Annotated in this window: 16 protein-coding genes; all 16 read right to left on the bottom strand. The window is 59.3% G+C overall.

The window, feature by feature from the left end:
• Window positions 1-208: 208 nt before the first annotated feature.
• Window positions 209-1,594 (bottom strand): sigma-54 dependent transcriptional regulator, encoded by a 1,386-nt coding sequence (locus AD668_RS07760; RefSeq protein WP_053156584.1) that lies wholly within the window; start codon window positions 1,592-1,594, stop codon window positions 209-211.
• 5 nt (window positions 1,595-1,599) lie between these two features.
• Window positions 1,600-2,793: a PAS domain-containing sensor histidine kinase gene (locus tag AD668_RS07755; RefSeq protein WP_172681809.1), complete on the bottom strand. Its 1,194-nt coding sequence runs from the start codon at window positions 2,791-2,793 to the stop codon at window positions 1,600-1,602.
• 128 nt (window positions 2,794-2,921) lie between these two features.
• Window positions 2,922-4,397, bottom strand: a complete 1,476-nt coding sequence (locus tag AD668_RS07750) for a sigma-54 dependent transcriptional regulator (RefSeq protein ID WP_053156578.1) — start codon at window positions 4,395-4,397, stop codon at window positions 2,922-2,924.
• A 175-nt stretch (window positions 4,398-4,572) separates the two neighbouring features.
• Complete coding sequence (gene fliT / locus AD668_RS07745; protein WP_053157081.1) at window positions 4,573-4,869, bottom strand: flagellar protein FliT; 297 nt, start codon at window positions 4,867-4,869, stop codon at window positions 4,573-4,575.
• Between the two features lie 17 nt (window positions 4,870-4,886).
• Window positions 4,887-5,282 (bottom strand): flagellar export chaperone FliS, encoded by a 396-nt coding sequence (gene fliS, locus AD668_RS07740; protein WP_053156575.1) that lies wholly within the window; start codon window positions 5,280-5,282, stop codon window positions 4,887-4,889.
• A 131-nt stretch (window positions 5,283-5,413) separates the two neighbouring features.
• On the bottom strand, window positions 5,414-6,778 hold the full coding sequence (gene fliD, locus AD668_RS07735; protein WP_053156572.1) for a flagellar filament capping protein FliD: 1,365 nt from the start codon (window positions 6,776-6,778) through the stop codon (window positions 5,414-5,416).
• Window positions 6,779-6,859: 81 nt separating this feature from the next.
• Window positions 6,860-7,204: a flagellar protein FlaG gene (locus AD668_RS07730; RefSeq protein WP_053156571.1), complete on the bottom strand. Its 345-nt coding sequence runs from the start codon at window positions 7,202-7,204 to the stop codon at window positions 6,860-6,862.
• 73 nt (window positions 7,205-7,277) lie between these two features.
• Entirely contained in the window at window positions 7,278-9,035 is a 1,758-nt protein-coding gene (locus tag AD668_RS07725; RefSeq protein ID WP_053156569.1) for a flagellin, read from the bottom strand.
• Window positions 9,036-9,276: 241 nt separating this feature from the next.
• Complete coding sequence (locus tag AD668_RS07720) at window positions 9,277-10,203, bottom strand: ketoacyl-ACP synthase III (RefSeq protein WP_053156566.1); 927 nt, start codon at window positions 10,201-10,203, stop codon at window positions 9,277-9,279.
• A 348-nt stretch (window positions 10,204-10,551) separates the two neighbouring features.
• Window positions 10,552-12,141, bottom strand: a complete 1,590-nt coding sequence (locus AD668_RS07715; RefSeq protein WP_053156564.1) for a flagellar hook-associated protein 3 — start codon at window positions 12,139-12,141, stop codon at window positions 10,552-10,554.
• Between the two features lie 14 nt (window positions 12,142-12,155).
• Window positions 12,156-14,180, bottom strand: coding sequence for a flagellar hook-associated protein FlgK (gene flgK / locus AD668_RS07710; protein WP_053156562.1), 2,025 nt, complete (start codon window positions 14,178-14,180; stop codon window positions 12,156-12,158).
• 10 nt (window positions 14,181-14,190) lie between these two features.
• Complete coding sequence (flgJ, locus tag AD668_RS07705; protein ID WP_053156559.1) at window positions 14,191-15,477, bottom strand: flagellar assembly peptidoglycan hydrolase FlgJ; 1,287 nt, start codon at window positions 15,475-15,477, stop codon at window positions 14,191-14,193.
• A gap of 11 nt (window positions 15,478-15,488) precedes the next feature.
• Entirely contained in the window at window positions 15,489-16,562 is a 1,074-nt protein-coding gene (locus AD668_RS07700; protein ID WP_256220598.1) for a flagellar basal body P-ring protein FlgI, read from the bottom strand.
• A gap of 54 nt (window positions 16,563-16,616) precedes the next feature.
• The gene (gene flgH / locus AD668_RS07695) at window positions 16,617-17,312 is read right to left on the bottom strand and encodes a flagellar basal body L-ring protein FlgH (RefSeq protein WP_053156556.1); all 696 of its coding nucleotides are present in this window, start codon (window positions 17,310-17,312) and stop codon (window positions 16,617-16,619) included.
• 52 nt (window positions 17,313-17,364) lie between these two features.
• Window positions 17,365-18,150 (bottom strand): flagellar basal-body rod protein FlgG, encoded by a 786-nt coding sequence (gene flgG / locus AD668_RS07690; RefSeq protein ID WP_053156553.1) that lies wholly within the window; start codon window positions 18,148-18,150, stop codon window positions 17,365-17,367.
• A gap of 45 nt (window positions 18,151-18,195) precedes the next feature.
• The gene (locus AD668_RS07685; RefSeq protein ID WP_053156550.1) at window positions 18,196-18,936 is read right to left on the bottom strand and encodes a flagellar basal body rod protein FlgF; all 741 of its coding nucleotides are present in this window, start codon (window positions 18,934-18,936) and stop codon (window positions 18,196-18,198) included.
• Window positions 18,937-19,112: the final 176 nt, after the last annotated feature.

The raw sequence follows: 19,112 nt of genomic DNA, 5'->3' as shown, positions 1-19,112 counted from the left end.
ATTTTTTGACACTCACGCGGCGGGCACTGAGGTGTTAGCAACAAGGGTGCCAGCTCCATGACCTCACCTAACAAAAGCCCTTTCCAGACATCTCACCCCCTGTAGGAGCTGGCTTGCCAGCGAAAGCGGCGTCACAGCCACCATCGATTCGCCGGCAAGCCTGCTCCTACAGGATCGGATGTGGTGAACAGGGTTGTTCGCCAGACCCTCAGGTCGCGAACAGGTAAGCCTCTACATCCATGCCGGCATCGCGCATTTGCGCCAGCTTGTAGCGCAGGGTTCGCGGGCTGATGCCCAGGCGCTGCGCCGCCTCTTTGCGGCGACCGCGCTCGGTGCGCAAGGTGTCGATGATCATCTGGAATTCACGGCGACGCAGGTCGTCACCCAAGGCACCGACTGATTCAGGCTCGCTTTGCGAGGCACGAACAGGCTCCGCCGACGCAACGGGCAACGGCGCGCAGGCCACCACCCCGACCAGACAAAAATCCTGCGGCTGAATCAACCCGCCCTGCTGAAGAATCAAGGCGCGCTGGATCGCGTTGTCCAACTCCCGCACGTTCCCCGGCCACGGATAACCGACCAGACACGCCTGAGCCTCGGGCGACAGCCGGGCTGGCGCGTGCTTCATTTTATTGACGTGCTTGGCCAGCAGACGCTCGGCCAGCGGCAGGATATCGGCGGTGCGCTCGCGCAGAGGCCGCCAGGCCAAAGGGAACACCGACAGACGATAGAAAAGATCTTCACGGAAGCGCCCCGACGCAACCTCTGCCGCCAGATCCCGATTGGTCGTGGCAACCACGCGGATATCCAGACTGATCGGCTTGCGCCCACCCACCCGCTCAACTTCGCGCTCCTGAAGCACCCGCAGCAACTTGGCTTGAAGCCCCAGGGGCATTTCGGAAATTTCATCGAGCAGCAGCGTCCCGCCGTCAGCCTGTTCGAACTTGCCCGCCTGCGCGGCGATGGCGCCGGTGAAAGAACCCTTTTCGTGGCCGAACAAGGTAGCTTCGAGCATGTTGTCCGGTATCGCTGCGCAGTTGATCGCCACAAACGGCTGATTGGCGCGATGGGAATGCTGATGGATGTACCGCGCCAGCACTTCCTTGCCGGTCCCCGACTCCCCGGAGATCAACACCGTGGAATCGCTGCGCGCCACACGCGCCGCCAGTTCCAGCAACTGGGTGCTGGCCGGCTCGAACGCAATCGGGCCGTCATGGTCAGTCACACCCAGATTGCCCAGGGCGTGACGCGCCACCAAGTCGAGCAGCGCCTTGGGCTCGAACGGCTTGACCAGATAGTCCGCCGCGCCCTGGCGCATCGCGTCGACTGCGCGCTCCACCGCACCATGGGCGGTCATCAGCAACACCGGCAATTGCGGCTGGCGTGCCCTTAGCAAGCCGAGCAATTGATGCCCGTCCATGCCCGGCATGTTGACGTCGCTGAGCACCAGACTGAAAGCCTCGCTGCCCACCGCCACCAACGCCTCTTCCGCCGAGCCCACAGCCTGGTAATCATGCCCCGCCAGCAACAGCGTATCCGCCAGTGCTTCGCGCAAAGCGCGGTCGTCCTCAACCAGTAAAACCTTGATGCCCATGCCCGTCACTCCACTCCCTGGGTGCCGCTGAACAACGGCAGAATCACTTGCGCGCAAGTACCGCGACCGAGTCGCGAACGCAGGCGCAATTCTCCCTGATGCGCACGCGCCACGGCCTTGACCACGGTCAGCCCAAGGCCCGTTCCGTTGGTCTTGGTGGTGAAGAACGGCTCACCCAGACGCGCCAGCACGGCGTCGTCGATACCGCTGCCGCTGTCGCTGACACTCAGGCACAGACTGCTGCCACGGGTGTAGAGATGAACCTTCAGACGCAAATCGCCGGCGCTGGCCTGAATGGCGTTTTCGATCAAGTTCAGGATCGCGCCGACCAGGGTGTCGCGATTGCACAGCAACTCCCCGCAATGACTGTCGCACTGCCAACGGATCGGCAGATCCTGCACCTGAGTCAGCGCGGCAGCCTGCAGCGACTGCATCAACTGGCCAGGGGTCACGCGATCAGTCAACGGCAGCTCGCCACGAGCGAACACCAGCATGTCGCGCACCTGATGCTCCAGCTCGTGCAAGCGCTCCTTGAGACGCCCGGCAAAGCGCTGCTGGGTCGCGACCGGCAACTCCTGTTCGGTCAAATGGCTCGCATACAGCAACGCCGCCGACAACGGCGTGCGAATCTGATGGGCCAGGGAAGCGACCATGCGCCCCAGGGACGACAAACGCTCGTGGCGCGCCAGTTGATCCTGCAGGTGGCGGGTTTCGGTCAGGTCATTGAGCAGCACCAACTGACCGGGCTCGGCATCCAGCGAGCGCGTGGCTATCGACAGGCGCCGACCATCCTTGAGGGAGACTTCATGCCCGTCGTCTTCGCGCGGCGCAAAGCAGCGGGCGATGACATGACGCCACAACTCGCCTTCGAGCGGCAGGCCGAGCAGCTCGCAAGCCGCCGGATTGGCCTCGCGCACGATGCCTTGGGCATCGATGACAATGACCCCGCCAGGCAACAGATCAAGCAGGTTTTGCAGACGGTTGGCCAGGCGTTCCTTTTCGGCCAGCTCCTGCATGCGTTGCGCGCTGACCACCGCCAACTCGCCCTTGAGCTCGGTGACCCGGGCTTCCAGCATGCTGTAGGAATCGGTTAATTGACTGGACATCTGATTGAACAGTGCGAACGCCTGCTCAAGCCCCATCCGGCTCGCCTGCTCGACGGACGACGATGACTCCGAAGCATCAGGAACAGGAGACATCTGGGCGGCTTGGGGCATTGTGCTCTCTCGCTTGGTTGACCGTCAGTGAAACGGAACGTTGCGAGGGACGTAGCAATACCCGTGCCTAAAAAAAATCGCTTACAAATGAACAAGTTGAAAAACGGGCGTCAATCATCCGCCTGTTCATCACCGTCACGACGGCTCATGCCGTACTTGCGCATCTTCTCCACCAGGGTGGTTCGACGGATGCGCAGGCGCTCAGCGGCACGCGCCACGATGCCATTGGCATCATCCAGCGCCTGCTGAATCAGCCCTTGCTCGAGCCCGCCCAGATAGTCTTTGAGGTCCAGACCTTCCGGCGGCAGCATGGCGCCGGCGTTGAAGTCCTGGGCATGCCCATTGATGGCCACGCGCTCTTCGAGATCGCTGCGCAGGCTGTCGACCATCTGCTCGTCTTCGTCGTCGACGTAGCGGAATTTCTTCGGCAATTCGACCACACCGATGACGCCATAGGGGTGCATGATCGCCATGCGCTCCACCAGGTTGGCCAGCTCGCGGACGTTGCCCGGCCAGCCATGGCGGCACAGGGACATGATGGCGGCTGAGTTGAAACGGATCGAACCACGCTTCTCGTGCTCCATGCGCGAGATCAACTCGTTCATCAGCAGCGGTATGTCTTCGACGCGCTCGCGCAGCGGCGCCATCTCGATCGGGAACACGTTCAGGCGGTAGTACAGGTCTTCGCGGAAGGTGCCGATCTCGATCATGCTTTCGAGATTCTTGTGGGTGGCGGCGATGATGCGCACGTCGACGCTCTGGGTCTTGTTGCTGCCCACGCGCTCGAAGGTGCGTTCCTGCAATACGCGCAGCAGCTTGACCTGCATTGGCAGCGGCATGTCGCCGATTTCATCGAGGAACAGCGTGCCGCCATTGGCCAGCTCGAAACGCCCGGCACGACTGGTGATAGCACCAGTGAACGCGCCCTTCTCGTGACCGAACAATTCGCTTTCCAGCAACTCGGCCGGGATCGCCCCGCAGTTGACCGGCACGAACGGCGCTTCGCGGCGCTTGGAATGGTAATGCAGGTTACGCGCAACCACTTCCTTGCCGGTCCCGGACTCGCCGAGGATCAACACGCTGGCATCGGTGTCGGCCACTTGCTGCATCATCTGACGGACATGCTGAATCGCCCGGCTGGTGCCGACAAGGCTACGAAACAGATTGGGTTCGCGATGACGACCGCGCTCACGGGCCTGGTCATACATTTCGCGATAGACCTGGGCACGGTGCAGCGAATCGAGCAGCTTGCTGTAGCTGGGCGGCATTTCGAGGGTCGACAGCACGCGACGACGCTGGTCTTCAGGCAGGTCAATGGAAGAATTATCGCCCATCAGCAAAACCGGAAGGAACTCATCCCAGGTTGCGAGTGTCTTTAACAAGCCCACAACTGCGCCAGGCGCATTGACCGTGCCGATCAGGACACAGATGACTTCACGACTTGACGACAAAGAGCCGACGGCCTGCTGCCAGTCATGGCTGCCGCAAGGCAAATTTTCTTCACCGAGAAAATTCAAGATCACCGCCAGGTCGCGGCGGCGGACGCTATCGTCATCAATCAGCAGAATTTTGGTTTCACGCCACATGCAATAGCAACTTCCCTAGTCAACTCAATGCCCAAAATGCTGGGGCAAGCTAAACGCTTGCAGGCCTGATATGCCTGAAGACGACTGAAACCTGGAACCAGCCACACTAGTTAAGTCAAAAAACCGTGCACAGTCAAATTTATGGCGCACATATCTGGATTAACCGCGGGATTAATTAACCAAACAGATGGTAAACCTTTGCCGCGCTCTTCGCTTGGTTCATCTGCGACATCTCTTCGACTATCGCCTGACGCTCGCCCATTGTCGCCGTCAATAAATCTTTGTACACCGCCAATAATCCTTCCAGATTGCTGCGAACAGCGTCTTCATCGACGGGTGCTTCGCTGAGTACTTCTTCGACGCATTCCCGGCAAGCTGCATCCAGTTCGCCGATGGCGTCCCAGTTGCGCTCGGCCAGGGCATCGACCAAGGCTTCACGGGTTTGTTCGATCCGTTGGAGTGCTTGACTCATGACGTCATCCTCGGCCATCAGGCCTGTGGGGTGCCGATTGCATCCCAGCCGCTTTTCACGGTAACGAGCAGGCTCACGACCTCGTCGATGATTTGCGGGTCATTGCCGGCGTTGGCTTGCACCAATCTCGCATTCATATATTCGTAGAGACTGTCGAGCTGTTCGATCGAGGCTGGATCTTCGGCCTTCTCCGCATCCAGACCCTGGCGCAGACCGGTGATGATGTCGATTGCCTTGGTGATCAACAGGCACTTCTGGGCGATATCCCCGCGAGCCAGTGCACCCTTGGCCTGAGCCAGTCGATCCAGACCACCTTCAAGCAGCATCTGAATCAGACGATGAGGACTGGCCTCGGATATCTGAGCGTGGGAATTGACCTTCTGATACTGACGAAGGGCTCTCATAGGATTCATGTTGCTACCTCGTAACAGGCTACAGGCGAAAAAACTCTCTGTTCATTTTGTCGACTGCGTCGCATAAAACTTTAATTCGGCCAAAAAGCCGAGGCCATCCGGCATCAATTCCCGAGGTTTTCCCTCATGGATCAATCCGACTTCGGATTATTCAACGAGTTGAGCGTTGTCATGATGCTCGAGCTACTGGCGTTGAGCTTGGCGATCAGGGTATCCATCGCCGTGTACTTGGCCGTCAGGGACGTCTGCATACTTTCCATGCGACGATCAAGGTCCGACTGCTGGGTGGTCAGGTCGGTCAACTTGGTGTTCAGATCGGTGACACGCGAGGCCAGAAGCCCGGCGGTCCCTACATAAGCGTCAGTCGCCTTGTTCATGCGGGTGATCAAACCGTCGTCGCCGGTGAAAAGCTTCGCGATATCACCAGAGCTCTTGACCACCGCTTTTTCCCACGCCTTGTCATCCAGGCTCAAGAGCCCGGTTTTCTGGTCGGTGGTCACGCCGATCTGTGCCAGTCCGGTCATGCTGGTCGAACCCGAACTGTTGACCAGCTCGCTGCGCAGGCTCGCCACCAGCTGACGCATCGATGCGTCCCCCGTGAGGGCGCCTGACGTGGTGGTCGAGGCATCGCCCGTGGCGGTGACTTTGGTCTGGGTATTGATGCTGGTCATCAAGGCGTTGTAGGCCGTGACGAACGACTGCACCGAAGTCTTCAGGGTGGCAGAGTTACTTTCCACATTGACTGTGATCGGCTTGTCTTTGTCACTGGCAAGCAGATCCAGGGTCACACCACTGATGGCGGAAGTCACTTTGTTGGTCGTGGACTCCAGCGCGATGCCGTCGATGGTGTACTTGGCGTTCTTCGCCGCCACGCCAGTGTCGTAGCCTTGGGCCAGTTCGGAGTTGCCACTGAGGGTAATGTCGGTGCCTGCGCCCGTGGTGGTGGAACCAACAACCAGGCGCGCACCATTGGCATCACTCAGAATGTTGGCGCTGATACCCTGGGCCGAAAGCTGGGTATTGATCGATTCGCGCACCTGGCTCAGGGTCGCGCCACCCGGAATCGACACATCGTAGCTTTTGCCGGACTGGGTAATGGTCAGCGTCTGCGCTTCATCAGTGGTGTTGGCCTTGCCCGTTGCACCACCCGCAAACAACTTGCTGGTGACTTTCGAGGACGTAGCCAGATCCTGCACGACGACGGTGTACTTGCCGCTGGACGCGCCATCGCCCAGGGTGACCTTGACGTTCTTGTCTTCGGACGAAGTACCCGCCAAGCCGTTGAAGGCAGACACGTTGTTCAATTTGCTGATTGCGGTGCGGTATGCCTCCAGCGCGCCCTTCACCGAGCCGACTGCCGACAACTGAATCGTGGTGTCTTTTTGCTGGTTGGTAATCTGGGTTTGCTTGGGGGCTTTTTCGGCCGCGACCAGGGCTTTGACAATGCCCTGGGTATCGAAGCCCGAACCCACGCCGGTAATCGTTGAACTCGCCATCTGCTTTCTCCTTGTCCTGTGGCTGCCGTTTTATTGGCGAATAGCGCCTTAACGGCAGTCAGAAACACATTTCATGCCAGATCAGGCCTTGGTATCAAACAGCAGGCTGCTGGCATCACTCAGGTTTTGTGCAAGTTTCAGCGCCGTCTCTGACGGAATCTGCCGAATCACTTCGCCACTTTCGGTTGCTATCACCTTGACCACGACACGACCGGTCGAGTCATCGATGGAAAAATCCAGGTTGCGCTGAGTCGATTGAACGAACTCGCGAATATCGGTTACAGCCTTCTCCAGGGCAACTCGCCGGGTCTCGTCCGCAGGCGCGGAGTCTTTCTCGACCACAGGCTGCGCCTGAATGACAGAGGCGCTGCCAGCCTGGGTTGCACCGGCAGGGTAATGCGCGTTCAGCTTAATGCTCATATCCATGACATCACCTCAAAACTGAAAAAAACGAAAGGGCACGTAAACGCGCCCTTCCGTTAATCAACCGATACCGAGATTACTGAAGCAGCTTCAGAACAGCGGATGGCAGTTGGTTAGCCTGGGACAGGATCGCGGTGGACGCCTGTTGCAGGGTTTGTTGCTTGGTCAGTTCAGCGGCTTCGGAAGCGAAGTCGGCGTCCTGTACGCGGCTACGGGCTGCGGTGGAGTTTTCCGAGATGCTTTGCAAGTTGGCAACGGTGCTGGTGAAACGGTTTTGCACCGCACCCAGTTGCGAACGCTGAGTGTCGATCTGCTGGATCGCGCCGTCCAGGGCCTGGATGGTCTGCTGGGCGCTAGCCGAAGTCAGAACGCTCAGGTCGGCAACGGTGGTTTCCATTTTGATGGCTTTGGTGGTCGCGGCGGCAGCAGTGGTCAGACCCAAAGTGCTCAGGCCGTTACCCGAGCTACCATCAGCGATGGTGATGTCTTTGGTGGAGAACAACTGCAGGGAGTTGTCGGTCTTGTTGACGCTGGCGGTAACGCCGGTGCTTGCGCTGTTGATCGACGAAACGATGTCAGCCATGGTCGAACCAGCAGTGAATTTCACTTCGGTACCGTTCAGGCTGACCGAGGTAGCACCAGCCAACTTGGCTTCGGTAGTACCAGCAGACAGACCCAGCTTGGCCAGTGCGCCTGCGCCGCCGTTGACAGCAGCGCCAGTGCCGTTACCCAGCTTGATCGCTTTACCATCGGTCGAAGTCAGCTCAAGGCGCCCGTCAGTTGCTTTAGCGGTGACGCCAAAGTTCTGAGTCAGGTTGTCAGTATTGATTTTAGATACGACAGCGGCGAGATCGATGCCGGAGGCGAAGGACACGTTCGTCCCGTTGATATTAATTTCAGCTGCGCCATTCAGTACACCTGGTACAGCAGGGGTAGTAACGGGTGTACCGGTCGATGTCGTACCTGCGCTCAAACCGGAAGTAGTTGTGCCGACAATGTTGATGGCTGCACCAGATGCCGACGTCAGGACGAGCGCATCGCCTGCACCATTCTTGGCAACAGTGATGTCAGTGTTACCTGCGGTAGTCAGACCGTTTGAAATAGCGGTGACAGCTGCATCGATGTCAGCAGAAGCGCCGACGGCTATAGGAGCGCCGTTGATAGTAAAGTTTTCAGCGCCGGTTGTATCAGCGTAAACAGCACCAGTCAGAATACTCGGAGTGGTCGTGGTAGCAGGAGTGCCTGCCAGCGCAGACGCATTACCAATCACCGAGGCCGACAGCGTAGTAGTCGAGCCCGCTACGGTCGCTTCGCTGTAAGTACCTTTCAGGCCGGTAGCGCTGATGTCGCTCATACCGAACGAGATGGTCTGGTTGGCGTCGGAACCGATCTGGAAGCCAACGTTCTGGAAAGTACCGTCCAGCAGGTTACGACCACCGAAAGTGGTGGTAGCAGCGATACGGGTCAGCTCACCAACCTTGGCAGTGAATTCCTGTTGCAGGGAATCACGGTCAGCGGCGCTTTTGTCACCGTTCGCGGAGTTCAGGGCCAGCTCACGCAGACGCTGCAGGATGTTGGTGGATTCTTGCATCGCGCCTTCAGCGGTCTGGGCGATGGAAGTACCGTTGTTGGCGTTGTTGATCGCAACGGTCATGCCTTTGACCTGGGAGGTCAGACGGTTGGCGATCTGCATGCCGGCAGCGTCGTCTTTGGCGCTGTTGATTTTCAGGCCGGAAGACAGGCGGGTCATCGAAGTGCCCAGAGCATCGCCGGCTTTGTTCAGGTTACGCTGAACGGTCAACGACGTAATGTTGGTGTTTACTGATAAAGCCATGACGAATTCCTCGTTGGTTGGGTACTGCGGCTTCCGGCCCTGGCAACCGCCGGGTATGGCCTAGAGAACCTTCGTAATGGTTATCGTCGTGAAAGCAGGTTGCTTGAGGGCTTTTTTGAATTTTTTTACTAGCAACGTGCCACTCCTTGGGTTTCAAGGCCCTGCGCTAATACCCCAGAACGAAAAAACGCCCATGACCGTTGGTCATGGGCGTTTTCTTTGGCGTTGGATAACTAACGCGTCAGGAGCGATGAATCAGCGCCGATCCCCAAGACAGGCCCACACCGAAACCACTGATCGCCACACGCCGCCAGGTGGAGTCGAACATGTGTTTTTCCAGCAGCAACGGAATGCTCGACGACACGGTATTCCCGGTCTCAACCATGTCCTTGATGAACTTCTCCGGCTCACCTTCGAATCGCCGCGCCACGGCATCGACGATGGCCGCACTGCCTTGGTGAATGCAGAAGGCGTCGACATCCTGGGACGTCAGACCGGACTCATTGAGCAATTCGTGCAAGTGCGCCGGCACTTTGAGCAGGGCGAAGTTGAACACCTGACGCCCGTTCATGTAGAACACGCCATCGGTCACCTTCAGGTGCGGTGCACCCGAACCGTCGGTACCGAATTTGGCCTTGCCCAGCTGCCAGACCGCCTCTTCACCCATCCAGGTCGCTGTGGCGGCGTCGCCGAACAGCATGGTGGTGTTGCGGTCTTCCGGGTCGACGATCTTCGAATACGGGTCTGCGGTGATCAGCAGGCCATTTTTTAGCCCTGCCGCCTCCATGAAGCCTTTGATCGCATAAATACCGTAAACGTAACCGGAACAACCCAGGGAGATGTCGAAGGCGGCGACGTTGGTCGACAGGCCGAGCTTGTCCTGGACGATGGCCGAGGTGTGCGGCAAGCCCTCTTCATCACCGTTCTGGGTGACGACGATCAACACGTCGATGGATTGACGGTCGAGCTGTGGATTGTTGGCGAACAGCGCATTGGCCGCTTCTACACACAGGTCCGAGGTTTCCTGAGTAGCATCCTTGCGCGGCAGGAACGCCGAACCGATTTTCCCGAGGATGAACTCTTCATCCTTCTCGAACTTCGCGCCCTGAGCATAGTTATCCAGCCCGCTCGCAGGCACGTAGCTGGCAATGCTTTTTATGCCAATCATTGTGGCTTCCCAATACTAAATAGCTGGAGATCACCGCTCGCAAGACCGAGAGGTACGACAATACTGGATTTCACCGAGCGAAAAAAATACGGCACAGACGCTCCAGAAACCCTGAAAACACGCCCGGCAAGGGTCATCCCCCTGCCCATCCTTTTTTACACAATACAGTGAAGATGCGCTTTATGACTCTCAGGTCACGCATTATGCGTGGCTGGCACTAAACGTCCAGCCACAAACAAGCGATCCACCACACTTTGGCAGACAAAAAACCGAGAAGTGAGCGAAACGCGATAGCGAAGGAGAGAGGCGACATTGCCGGCATCCTGGATGCCGGCAATCTGGAAGGGATCAAAGCTTGTTGAACAGGCTCAGTTGGGCGATTTTCACAAACGCCAGTTGCGAGGCCTGCAGCAAGGACTGCTGAAAGGCCAGGTCGATCGATGCAGTCGCCACATCGGTATTACCGATCGCTGCCTGCATGCTCGCATTTGTCAGATCAAGGCTGGTATTTTCGGTAGTGGCGAAATCCACGGAATTCAACCGCGCACCGATTGCACCCTGCACGCTCAGAACCTGCTCACTGGAATTGGCCAGGTTGCCGATGGCCGAGTTCAAAGCGTCCTTGAGCTTGATCTGCTGCATGACACTTTCATCAGAAGGCGTTTCCAGAACCTGGCGCAGCTGGCTCAACGTGTCGAGGGCACTTTGGGTCTTATGGCCACTCGCCCCCACTACGAACTGATCGTCCGCTTGCGGAGCGCCGGTAAAGTCGAGCTTTACCCCGGCAACCGTGATCGAGCCAGCGGTGAGCGCACCGCCACCGATCGACTGGCTGTTCGCCCCCATAGGCTGGGCATAGACCTTGTAATTGGTGGCGTCGGTAAACTTGACCACCACGCCGGTATTCGGGAACCCGTTCACGTAGGCTGCCGGGTCCGCAATGCCGGAGCCTGTGACCACTGCCGTGGAATCATTGCTCGGGGTCCGGGAAGCGTTGAAGCTGTCGGGCTTGCTGCCCAACGCGAACACGTGATCCTTGACCTCTTCGTCAGGGGTCATGGGCAAGTTGGTGACCGGGTCGACGGGCGCCTTGAGGCGCAGGGTGATATCGAATTGCACGCCGCGCAGGCTGATGCTCGAGCCGCCTTCTTTGTTCGCGTCGAATACACCATTACCAGGCAGTTCTGAAGTGATGTCATTGCCATCCTTGTCGGCGACGGTGTAATGCGTGCTGTCGACAAACTTCAGTTCGTAGGGCTCACCGGCAGTGAAGTTCTTGGTGTACGCCGCATTGGAGTTCATCAAGCCGGCAGACACCGAAACGGTGCCATCATTGGGCTTGGACGGATCCAGAATGGCCTGGGTACGTCCCGAGTTGGTCGCCGACTCCAGGATACTTTTACCCGTGTCATTGACGGTGATCGACAAGGTATTGGACACCTGCAGACTCAGCTGAGTGTCATCACCCTGATAGGTATAGGTGCCGTCGTTGTTACGCACATAAGGAGCTGTAGACGACTTCGAACCCGCGAACATGTAATTGCCCGAAGGGTCTTTGCTGTTGAGCAGGCTCAGTACGTTGGCTTCGATCTCGCCAAGCTCGGCGGCAATGGACTTGCGATCAGCATCGCTCTTGCCGCCGTCACCGGCACTCAACGCCAGTTCGCGAGCACGCTGCAAGGCGGTATTGATGTTATCCAGTACGCTCTCTTCATTGGCCAACGAATACTTGATACTGCCCATGTTCGCACTGTACTGCCCCAACATGTCCTTCTGCTGCTGCAACATCAGCAACTGCGCCGCGCCAACCGGATCATCGCCCGCGCTCTGAATCCGCACGCCGGAAGTGATCTGCTCCTGAGTCTTCACAATCGAGGAAAAGTTGTTCTGGTACTTGGCCGCACTTGTCTCAAAATACTGGGCGGTGGAAATGCGCATCGTCGAAGACTCCCTTAAAGACTGTTGATCAGCGTGCTGAACGTTTCTTGCGCGGCCTTGATGATCTGCGACGACGCGGTGTAGTACTGCTGAAACTTGACCAGGTCGGCGGCCTCATCGTCCAGGTTGACCTGGGACACCGAGGCGACCTCCGATTTGGCGCGGGACAGGATCGCCCCGGTGGCGGAGCTGTCGCCCAAGGCCTGGCTGGCCTTGGCACCGACCTGCTCGACCAGGCGACTGTAGGCGGTGGTCATGCTCATGCCGGCGTTGCCGCCTGTCACGCCCACGGTGGCCTTGGTCTGCAAACCCAACAGTTCGTTGGCGTTGCGGTTGTCTTTCTTGCCGTCGACGTTGAACGCGACTTCGTACTTGTCGTTCTTCGAAGGCGAGCCGCTGACGGTCGTGTTGAACGAAAACGATTGGCCAGCAATCGGTGCGCCGGACGCGTCGAGCATCGGAACGTTGATCGTCAGATCATTGCTTTGGCCTGGCACGATGGTGCCCTGGCCGATGCTCTTCCCTGTGGCGTCGAACACTTCGTAGCCTTGACTGCCACCCACCGCTTCCTTGAAGGCGAGTGTCACCGGCATGGAGTTCTTGATGCCCGCTTGCAGGTCTGCCAGGTCGGTGCCGCTGTAGATGTCCAACGGAATGGACAGCGCCGGCGGGGTCAATGCACCGGTGCCGCCGTTGCTCGTACTGCTGTTGGCAACCAGCGGTCCGGCAAACGCGAGCTTGTTCGAGTCGGTCAGCTGGGTGGTGATGGCGCTCGCCGCGCCACGGGTCGGGCTCACTTTGAAGGTGTCACCGGCCTGCAGAGCACCGCCATTGAGGTCCAGCTTGAAGCCATCGATCTCTGCCGCCGGGGTCAGGTCGAAAGAGCCCATGTCCTCGCCGTCGGAACGCTTGACGGTGTACTTGTCCGCAGCGGTAAAGGTCACTGCGTAATCGAAGGTGGTCAGTGCGCTGGAGTTGCTGATGGTGACGTCCAGATTGCCCGAGCCGGCGCTGTTGTTCGACGACGCCAGGCTGCGCTGGCTGATCGCCGCGGCGCTGTTGATGCTGGAGAACAACGAAGCACCGAATTCGCCGTTGGCGTCGAGGCCCTGGCCCAACTGGCTGTTGATCTTGTCGGCCACCACCAGGGCGGTGCGCCCCAGATCATTCATTGCCGGCGCAAGCACGTCTTCGCGATAACGCAGCAGGCCACCGATCTTGCCGCCGCTGATGACCGAGGTGACGTCACTGGAGGACGACGGCGAGTTGACTACGATCGACACCTGGCTCTTGTCGATCCCTGTGCGGGCAGTGGAAAGCGTATTCGCCGTGTTGCCCAGCACCAACGACTGGCCGTTGCCCAGGGATACGTTGTAGCTGCCGTTTTGCTCCTGGACCGTCACCCCGACCAGTTCGTTGAGTGTACGAACGGCTTCGTTTCGAGCGTCCAGCAGGTTGCTCGGGCCGCTGCCGGTCGAGCTGCTGGCCTGGGAAATCTGCTGGTTCAACGATGCAATCGACGTCGTCAGCTGATTGACCTTATCGGTCAGTGTCGTCAACTGACTGTTGATCCCTTCGCTCTGTTGTTGCATCTGCGACGCGAGGGCGTTGAAACGGTTGCTCAAGGTTTGCGCGTTGGTCAGCAGCAACTGCCGCGAAGCGGTGTCGTTCGGCGTGCCTGCGGAGGTTTGAACCGCAGCGAAGAAGCTGCTCAATACCGCGCTGATCCCCGTGGTCTTGTCGGAGAACAGCTTGTCGAGCGGACTGACCTGCTCGAGATAGGCGTTGGCATCGCTGTTGAGCGAGGTACTGGTTTGCAACTGATTGTCGAGGTAGGCGTTATACACCCGACGCACATCGGCCAGGGTCGTGCCGCTGCCGATAAACACGCCGCCATTCAGGTTCGACGTATTGCTGCTCTGAACTGTTTGCTGACGTGAATAGCCAGCCGTGTTGGCGTTGGCAATGTTGTTGCCGACAGTCGCCAACGACACCTGACTGGCGTTAAGCCCGGACATTCCGATGTTGAGCAAACTCATGGTTCAAACCTTATAAATTCGTTGAAACGCTCGCCGCAGCGTAGTTTTGGTAACTCGTCATCTGCCTGGCTATCTGCGAAATCTTGCTTGCGTAGTCCGGGTCGGTTGCGTAACCGGCTTTTTGCAACTCGCGTACAAACTGTTCCGGGTTATCGGCCGACTTCACGACATCTTGATAGCGATTATTGGTCTGCAAGAGCGTCACAAGGTCGTGGAAACTGTCCTTGTAAGAGTCATAGGAACGGAACTGCGCCGTCTCCTTGACCATCTCGCCATTTCTGAATTCGCTGGTGATCGCCCGCGCCGAATTGCCCTGCCAACTGTTGCCGGCCTTGATGCCGAAAAGGTTGTGGCTGCTGCTGCCGTCCTGAGCACGCATGACCGACTTGCCCCAGCCAGTTTCGAGAGCGGCCTGGGCGACCAGATAACGAGGATCGACACCAATGCGGGCGGCGGCTTCCTTGGCCATCGGCAACATGGTGTTGACGAACTGGTCGGCGGAGCTGAAGGCTTTCTTCGCCGGCGCCAAAGGAATCTGCGCCATGGCGCGACCGTAGATCTGCATGCCGCCGCCGGAGGCTTGCTGCGCATTGGCCAGCCAGTCGCCGTTGTACAACGGACCGGTTCCGCCAGTAGGGGTGGTGCGTTGTGGCAGCCGGGTTGCGTTGACCGGTGCTGCGGCAGTTGTCGCAGAAGGCACCAGCCCGGCGAGCAAGCGATCGGCCAATTTCGGCGGCAGCGCCAGGCGTCGCTGATTGATCAGTGCCATGTCATTGCGATGGGCGCCCTCGCCCGCTTCCTGCGGCGTATGCAGCGAGCGCGACGCCCACAACGGACGCTGGCCGTTGACCCGCGACAACGGCCCGTTGAGCGCGACCGTGCCGGCAGCCACCGGCGTTACCGCTGCCGCTTTCGCGGCCTCTTGCTTGGCAGCCGACGCGGCGGCAGCCTCGCCCGGGGCCAGCGGTTTGTTCTTCGACATCTGGCGCATCAGCACGTCCGCCAGACCAATACCGCCGCCCTCGCGGGACATGGAAACGGCCAGTTGCTGGTCGTACATTTCCTGGTATTGCTTGGCGGCTGGCGTGTTGAGCGGATTGTCCTGGCCCAGCGCTTCGGTCGCCGAGCGCATGGATTTGAGCATTTCCCCGAGGAACAGCGACTCAAACTCCTGCGCCACCTTGCGCAGGTTGCCGTCGCTGTTCTTGTCGCCGACCTTGAGCTGGTTCAGTCGATTAAGGTCCGAGTAAGCGCCCGAATCACTGCTGCTGACCAGACCGCTCTTGTGCATGTCCATGCGCGCCGTCCTCAGATCACGATCAGGTCGGCTTGCAGCGCGCCAGCCTGTTTCAGGGCTTCAAGGATCGCCATCAAGTCACCCGGCGCCGCGCCGACCTGGTTCACCGCACGCACGATTTCGTCGAGGGTGGTGCCCGGGCCGAACTTGAACATCGGCTTGGCTTCCTGCTGGGCGTTGACCTTCGAACGCGGAACCACGGCCGTGGTGCCATTGGACAGAGGGCCGGGCTGGCTGACGATCGGGTCTTCGGTGATGGTCACGGTCAGGCTGCCGTGGGTCACGGCGGCCGGGGACACCTTGACGTTCTGGCCGATCACGATGGTGCCGGTACGGGAGTTGATGATGACTTTCGCCACCGCCTGGCCCGGATCGATTTCCAGGTTTTCCAGGATCGACAGGTAGTCAACGCGCTGGCTTGGATCGAGCGGCGCCGTAACACGCACCGAACCACCGTCGATGGCCTGGGCCACGCCAGGGCCGAGCATGTCGTTGATCTTGTCGACGATGCGCTTGGCCGTGGTGAAGTCGGAACGGTTGAGGTTCAAGGTCAGGCTGTTGCCCTGGTTGAACCCGCTCGGTACCGCACGTTCAACCGACGCACCGCCAGGGATGCGACCGGCCGACGGAACGTTGACGGTGATCTTCGAGCCGTCGCGACCTTCGGCATCGAAACCGCCAACCACCAGGTTGCCCTGGGCCACTGCGTAGACATTGCCGTCGATACCCTTGAGTGGCGTCAGCAGCAAGGTGCCACCGCGCAGGCTCTTGGAGTTACCGATGGACGACACGGTGATGTCGACCTGCTGCCCCGGCTTGGCGAACGCCGGCAGATCAGCGCTGATCGACACCGCCGCGACGTTCTTCAACTGCACGTTGCCCGAACCCGGCGGCACCTTGATGCCGAACTGCGAGAGCATGTTGTTGAAGGTCTGCAGGGTGAACGGGGTTTGCGTCGTCTGGTCACCGGTGCCGTTAAGCCCGACCACCAGGCCGTAACCGATCAATTGGTTGGAACGCACGCCGGAAATGCTGGCGATGTCCTTCAGGCGCTCGGCTTGAGCGTTGAAAGCTGCGGACAGCATCAGGGCGGCCACCAGAAGGTGTTTAAAGTTCAACGTGCTCAACTGGAAAGCCACCTAGAAAGGAAACAGCGGGCTGAGGAAGAAACGGTCGAACCAGCCTGGCTGACTCGCATCGGCAAACGAACCGGTGCCCGAGTAGGTGATGCGCGCATCGGCGACACGGGTCGACGACACAGTGTTGTCGGTGGCGATATCGTCAGCACGAACGAGACCGGCAATCCGCACCAGTTCGTCACCGGTGTTGAGGGTCATCCACTTCTCGCCGCGTACCGCGATGATGCCGTTGGGCAGCACATCGGCGACGGTCACGGTGATCGAACCGGTCAGGGTGTTGCCCTGCGCGGCCTTGCTGTCGCCCTTGGTCGCGCGGTCGCCGCTGTAGCCCACATCGAGGCTCAGGTCGCCACTGCCGATCGGATCGTTGGTGCTCAGGCCACCGCCAAAGAACGAGGTCAGGCCGATGTCGGTCTTGCTGTTCTTGCCGATCTGCGAGTTCGCGTTTTTGCTGGCCTGGGTTTTTTCGTTGAGCGTAATGGTGATGATGTCGCCCACCCGGTACGCCTTGCGGTCGCTGTACAGGTTCTGTTCAAAACCGGCCTGATAGATCGAACCATTGTTCGCCGCAGACGGCAACGGCGTGCGCGGCAACACCGGAGCGTAATAAGGGTCATTGGGCTTGGGCGGCACAGGCACGCAGCCTGCGAGCGCGGTGATCCCACTCAGTGCCAGAACAAATGCATAGCGATTCATGACCCTACCTCACGGTGCTGCAGGCGACCTCATGGCCGCCTCATAGACTTGATTACAGATTCTGCGTTACGAACGAGAGCATCTGGTCGGCGGTGGAGATCACCTTGGAATTCATCTCGTAGGCGCGCTGGGTGGTAATCATGTTGACCATCTCCTCAACGGTGCTGACGTTCGATGTTTCCAGGGTGTTCTGCAGCGTGGTGCCGAAACCGGCCAGGCCCGGCGTGCCGACTTGTGGTGCGCCACTGGCGGCGGTTTCCAGGAACAGGTTGTTACCCACCGCTTGCAGGCCGGCCGGGTTGATGAAGTCGGCGGTTTGCAGGTTGCCGATCACTTGGGACGCAGCGTTGCCAGGTACGGTGACGGACACGGTGCCGTCGCGACCGACCGTGAAAGTCTGGGCATCGTTCGGAATCACAATCGCCGGTTCCAGGGCAAAGCCACTGGCGTTGACGATCTGGCCGTTGGAGTCCAGGTGGAAGGTACCGTCACGGGTATAGGACGTGGTGCCGTCCGGTTGCAGGATCTGGAAGAAACCACGACCGTCGATGGCCATGTCCAGCGGCTGCTCGGTGGTTTGCAGGCTGCCGGCGGTGAAGTTTTTCTGGGTGCCGACGATGCGCACACCGGTACCCAGTTGCAGACCCGACGGCAGTTCGCTGTCCTGGGTCGACTGGGCGCCTGGCTGACGCTTGATCTGGTAGAGCAAGTCCTGGAACTCGGCGCGGTCACGTTTGAAACCCGTGGTCGACACGTTGGCCAGGTTGTTGGAAATGGTAGTCAGGTTGGTGTCCTGGGCAGACAGACCTGTTTTGGCAACCCATAGAGCCGGAAGCATTCGATTCTCCTCGTGCGCCTGTTTTACGGCGCGACGTTCTGGTAATTAGCTGATCTGCAAGACCCGAGCCATGGCCTGGTCATCTTCTTTGGCGGTGTTCATCATCTTGATATGCAGCTCGAACTGCTTGGCCAGGGCCAGCACCGAGGTCATCTCTTCCACGGCATTGACGTTGCTCGCCTCGAGGAACCCGGACACCAGCTTGACGTTGGCATCGGCTTGCGCCGGCTGTCCGTCCCTGGTGTGGATTGAACCGTCCAGGCCTTTGGTCATGTTCTTGAAGTCCGGGTTGACCAGCTTGATGCGGTCGACTTCCGCCATCACGCGAGGGCCTTCGCCCATCGCACGGATGCTGATGGTGCCGTCTTCGCCCACTTCGATCTGCTGCTCGGGCGGCACGGCAATCGGCCCGCCATTGCCCATGACCGGCATGCCGTTGCCGGCGCGCAGCACGCCCAGGGCATCAACGTTCAGGCTGCCGGTGCGCACGTAGCTTTCGCCACCGTCTGGATTCTGCACGGCGATCCAGCCATTGCCTTGCACGGCAACGTCGAGGTCGCGGCCGGTCTCCACCAACGCACCGGGGGAGAAATCCGTGGCCGGGCGTTCAGACAGGGCAAACGCACGCGCCGGAAAGCTGTCACCGAACACCGGCATCGAACGCGCCTGTTCCAGGTCTTTCTGGAAGCCGTTGGTGGAGATGTTCGCGAGGTTGTTGGCATGCGCCTTTTGCGCCAGTGCATTCTGGCTGGCGCCGGTCATTGCCACATAAAGGTACTTGTCCACACTCTTTCCTCTGCATGCCGGACGGTTGCCGCCCCAACCTGTGTTGCGCAGGTTGTAGCAATTTGCAGACCAACTTTCGCGCAGCGACTCAAACCCCTTTGAAACACGGGGTTTGAGGCTAATCAGAGGAAAAATGAACACGGTATCGAAGACGAAAAACCGGCGCGCTTCTGCCG

The organism is Pseudomonas sp. P1.8 (assembly GCF_001269805.1).
GTDB lineage: Bacteria > Pseudomonadota > Gammaproteobacteria > Pseudomonadales > Pseudomonadaceae > Aquipseudomonas.
The sequence above is the reverse complement of the archived record's forward strand: the minus strand, read 5'-3'. Positions and strand labels throughout refer to the sequence as shown.